Below are 3,679 nucleotides of genomic sequence, written 5' to 3'. Positions count from 1 at the left end.
CAGTTCGCCGATCAGCGGCATGCGGTCGGGCGTCGCGGTGCGGAACGCGACCCGACCGGCGAGTTTGCGCACATCGGGCATCAGCACGGTGTCCGGCAGCAGCCGCCCGAGCCGGGCCAGATTGCCGGCATGGCTGTCGCTGCGCACGCTGCAGTCTACGTCGCCGACGTCGAAGCTGGCGCCCAGATTCAGGTCGCCGTCCGGTGTCGGGCAAAGATAACCGTCGCAGCACAGCGTGACGTGCAACTGCGGCAGCAGCGCGCGTGGCAGGCGGGTGACCTGGCCGCGGATGCGGATGAGTGGCAGCGCCAGCGGCGACAGCGCAGCCGCGTCCGACGCATTGGCCAGCACGACCGCGTCGGCGCTCACCAGCGTGCTGTCGCCGGCGCTCACCTGCCAGGCGGCGCCGTCATGTGCGAGACCGATGACCTCGCTGGAAAACAGCCGGGTCACGGCGTCGCCGGCCCGCTCAAGATTGGCTTCGCACAGGCTGGGTGGATTGACCCAGGCGCCGCGCGGAAACCACCAGCCGCCGCGCGGCACCGTGTAGCCGACGCGCCGCGTCATTTCCCAGTCGGACAGGTGACGAACGAACGCATCGGGCAAGGCGTGCGACGCCCACAGCGCGTGCTGCATCTGTTCCTGTTCGGCGTCCTGCGCGATCTGCATCACGCCGGTCGGGCCCCATTTCAGCGGGCGCCCCTCGCCGTCGAGCCGCCGCAGATGGCTGGAGGCATGCAGGAAGGCGGCACGCGAAAAGCGCGCGGCGAAGCTGTCGTCGCGCGCCACCATGGGGCGCAGCACGCCGGCCGCGTTACCCGATGCCTCCTGCGCCGGTGCGCCGTGGCGCTCGATCAGCACCACTTCGATGCCGCGTGCCGCCAGCCGCTCGGCCAGCGCGCAGCCGGCCAGCCCGGCACCGATCACCGCCACGCGCCGGGGGGCGCTGGTTTGCGGCCGGTGGCGCAGGGCGGCGGCCTGCGCCTGCGCATGCAGCGCGCCGGTCAGCATGTCACGCTTGGGTTTCAGTCCGAGCCGCTTTTCGGTGACGAAACTGTGGTCGGCCAGCGCCCGGCGCAGCGCCGCCGATACGGTCCAGGTCGCCAGCGTCACGTCGTCTGCGCTCAGCCGCTTCAGGTGTCGGCAGATGCGCTCCGACCACATGTCCGGGTTGCGCGCCGGCGAAAAGCCGTCGAGATAGAGCGCATTGGCGCGCACAGTAAGTTGCGGCAGCAGCGCGTCGGCGTCGCCGAAAGCCAGGGTCAGCACGATGCGGCCACCGTCGAATTCGATGCGATGCACGCCGGCTACCGGCAGCGGCCAGCGTTCGATCAGCCGCTGCGCCATGTCGCTCATGTCCTGCGGCAGCGCGCGCTGGAAGTAGGTCGCGAGGTCGTACTGGGCGACCGGATGCTTTTCGATCGATACGAAATGCAGTCGGTCGCAGCGCGTTGGGTCGTCGCGCCAGGCGCGCCATGTCGCGAGGAAGTTCAGACCGAGGCCGAATCCCGTCTCCAGCACGACGAAGCGTTCCCGTCCGGCCCAGCGCCCGGGCAGGCCGTTGCCGCCGAGAAATACGAACTGCGCCTGGGCCAGCGGCCCTTCGCAGGAGTGATAGCGGTCATTGAACAGCGACGAGCGCGGCGTGCCTTCATCATCGAAGGTCAGCGTGGCGGGCTGCAGGAGTTGAAGCGGGCGGGACATTCAGGACCCTTTTTGCCGAATGCGGGTGCGGCACCTGTGATGAATGCAGACGCGCCGGAGTTCCGGTGGCGGCCTGTGGGTGCTGCCCCGTGTGAGTGCCGGCGTGAGTTATCGGCGGCCGGTGGTAGCGCCGGCCTCGCCGCGATCAGTGAGTGGATGGTCGCATTGCATAGTTCGGATCGCGGCGAGGCCGCCGCTCCCACAGCCACAGCTCCCGAAGCAGATAGGGCTACTCGCGGCGCATCTGCGGGAACAGGATGACGTCGCGGATATTGGACGAATCGGTCAGCAGCATCACCAGACGGTCGATGCCGATGCCGCAGCCGCCGGTCGGTGGCAGGCCGTGTTCGAGTGCACGGATGTAGTCGGCGTCGAAAAACATCGCTTCCTCGTCGCCGGCGTCCTTCGCTTTCGCCTGGTCGAGAAAGCGGGCCGCCTGGTCTTCCGGGTCGTTCAGTTCCGAAAAGCCGTTGGCGATTTCGCGCCCGACGATGAACAGTTCGAAGCGCTCGGTGATGTCCGGCTGGGTGTCGGAGCGGCGCGCCAGCGGGCTCACTTCGGCCGGGTAGTCGACGATGTAGGTCGGCTCCCACAGCTGCGCTTCGGCACAGGCTTCGAACAACTGCAGCTGCAGCGAACCGAGGCCGCCCGGCTTGACCGTTTCGCCGTGCGTGTTGATCGCCTTCTTGACGAAGGTCTCGTCGGCCAGATCGGCGTCGGAGTACTGCGGGTTGTATTTCTGGATCGCCTGCACGATGGTCAGCCGGTGGAAGGGCTGGCCCAGATCGAGTTCGCGCCCCTGATACATGAACTTCGTCGTGCCCAGCGCCTGTTCGGCGCAGTGGCGCAGCAGGTACTCGGTGAAATCCATCAGCTGCCGGTAGTCGGCATACGCCTGATAGAACTCCATCATCGTGAATTCGGGGTTGTGGCGCGGGCTGATGCCTTCGTTGCGGAAGTTGCGATTCACCTCGAACACCTTCTCGAAGCCGCCGACCACCAGGCGCTTCAGGTACAGCTCTGGCGCAATGCGCAGGAACAGTTCCATGTCGAGCGCGTTGTGGTGGGTCTTGAACGGCTTGGCGGCCGCGCCGCCCGGGATGGGATGCATCATCGGCGTTTCGACCTCGAGGAAGCCCTGACGCGTCATTTCGGCGCGCAGCGAACTCATCAGCCGGCTGCGCGCGATGAAGGTATTGCGCGAGGCGTCGTTGGTGATCAGGTCGAGGTAGCGGAAGCGGTACTTCGTTTCCTGATCGGCCAGACCGTGGAACTTCTCCGGCAGCGGACGCAGCGCCTTCGACAGCAGGCGCACGGCTTCGCACTTGATCGTCAGCTCACCCGTGCGGGTGCGGAACAGCACGCCGGAACAGCCGACGATGTCGCCCAGGTCCCAGTGCTTGAATGCACCATGCACCTCTTCGCCGACGCCGTCGTTCGTGATGTAGAGCTGTATGCGGCCCGACATGTCCTGGAGCGTCGCGAAACTGGCCTTGCCCATGACCCGCTTGAGCATCATCCGACCGGCCATCTGCACGTGTTCGGGTGTCGCCTCAAGTGCTTCGCCACTGGTCGAGGCGTGCTGCGCAGTGAGCTCGCCCGCGTAATGGGTGCGGCTGAAATCGTTCGGATAGGCCGCACCGCCCTCTCGCCAAAGACGCAGTTTTTCGCGCCGCTCCGCAATGATGTGGTTTTCGTCGTCGGGCGGCAGTGCGGCGGAATCGGTCATGGCGGGCTCGGATGGATGAAGCCTGCACGCAGGTCACGTACAGGCCAAAGGCGCGGATTTTCGCCGATTGCTGGCAGGCGGCACAAGTGCGGTCTCTGTCGGACGGCCAGGTTCGCCTGATCAAGAGCGGTGTCGCTGTGGGAATGGCTGCCTGGTGGGAGCGGCGGTCTGTGGGAGCGGCGGCCTCGCCGCGATCGAGCAGCGATGGTCGATGATCAGCGTGCGTATCGCGGCGAGGCCGCCGCT

General features: G+C 66.8%; 2 protein-coding genes. Both read right to left on the bottom strand.

The features are described from left to right. Nucleotides 1–1,704: bifunctional tRNA (5-methylaminomethyl-2-thiouridine)(34)-methyltransferase MnmD/FAD-dependent 5-carboxymethylaminomethyl-2-thiouridine(34) oxidoreductase MnmC (gene mnmC / locus Q8R75_RS10810; protein ID WP_305615488.1), on the bottom strand; the 1,704-nt coding region annotated here is incomplete at its 3' end. Between the two features lie 229 nt (nt 1,705–1,933). Then, complete coding sequence (gene lysS, locus Q8R75_RS10805) at nt 1,934–3,433, bottom strand: lysine--tRNA ligase (protein WP_305626050.1); 1,500 nt, start codon at nt 3,431–3,433, stop codon at nt 1,934–1,936. Between the last annotated feature and the right edge of the window lie 246 nt (nt 3,434–3,679).

Origin of the sequence: Methyloversatilis sp. (assembly GCF_030696805.1) — a bacterium.
Classification (GTDB): Bacteria; Pseudomonadota; Gammaproteobacteria; order Burkholderiales; family Rhodocyclaceae; genus Methyloversatilis.
This window is presented reverse-complemented; position numbering and strand designations above follow the sequence as displayed.

Bases quoted from the DNA above. Each gene is read 5' to 3' on its own strand.
- lysS (WP_305626050.1), bottom strand. From the start codon at position 3,433: ATGACCGATTCCGCCGCACTGCCGCCCGACGACGAAAACCACATCATT.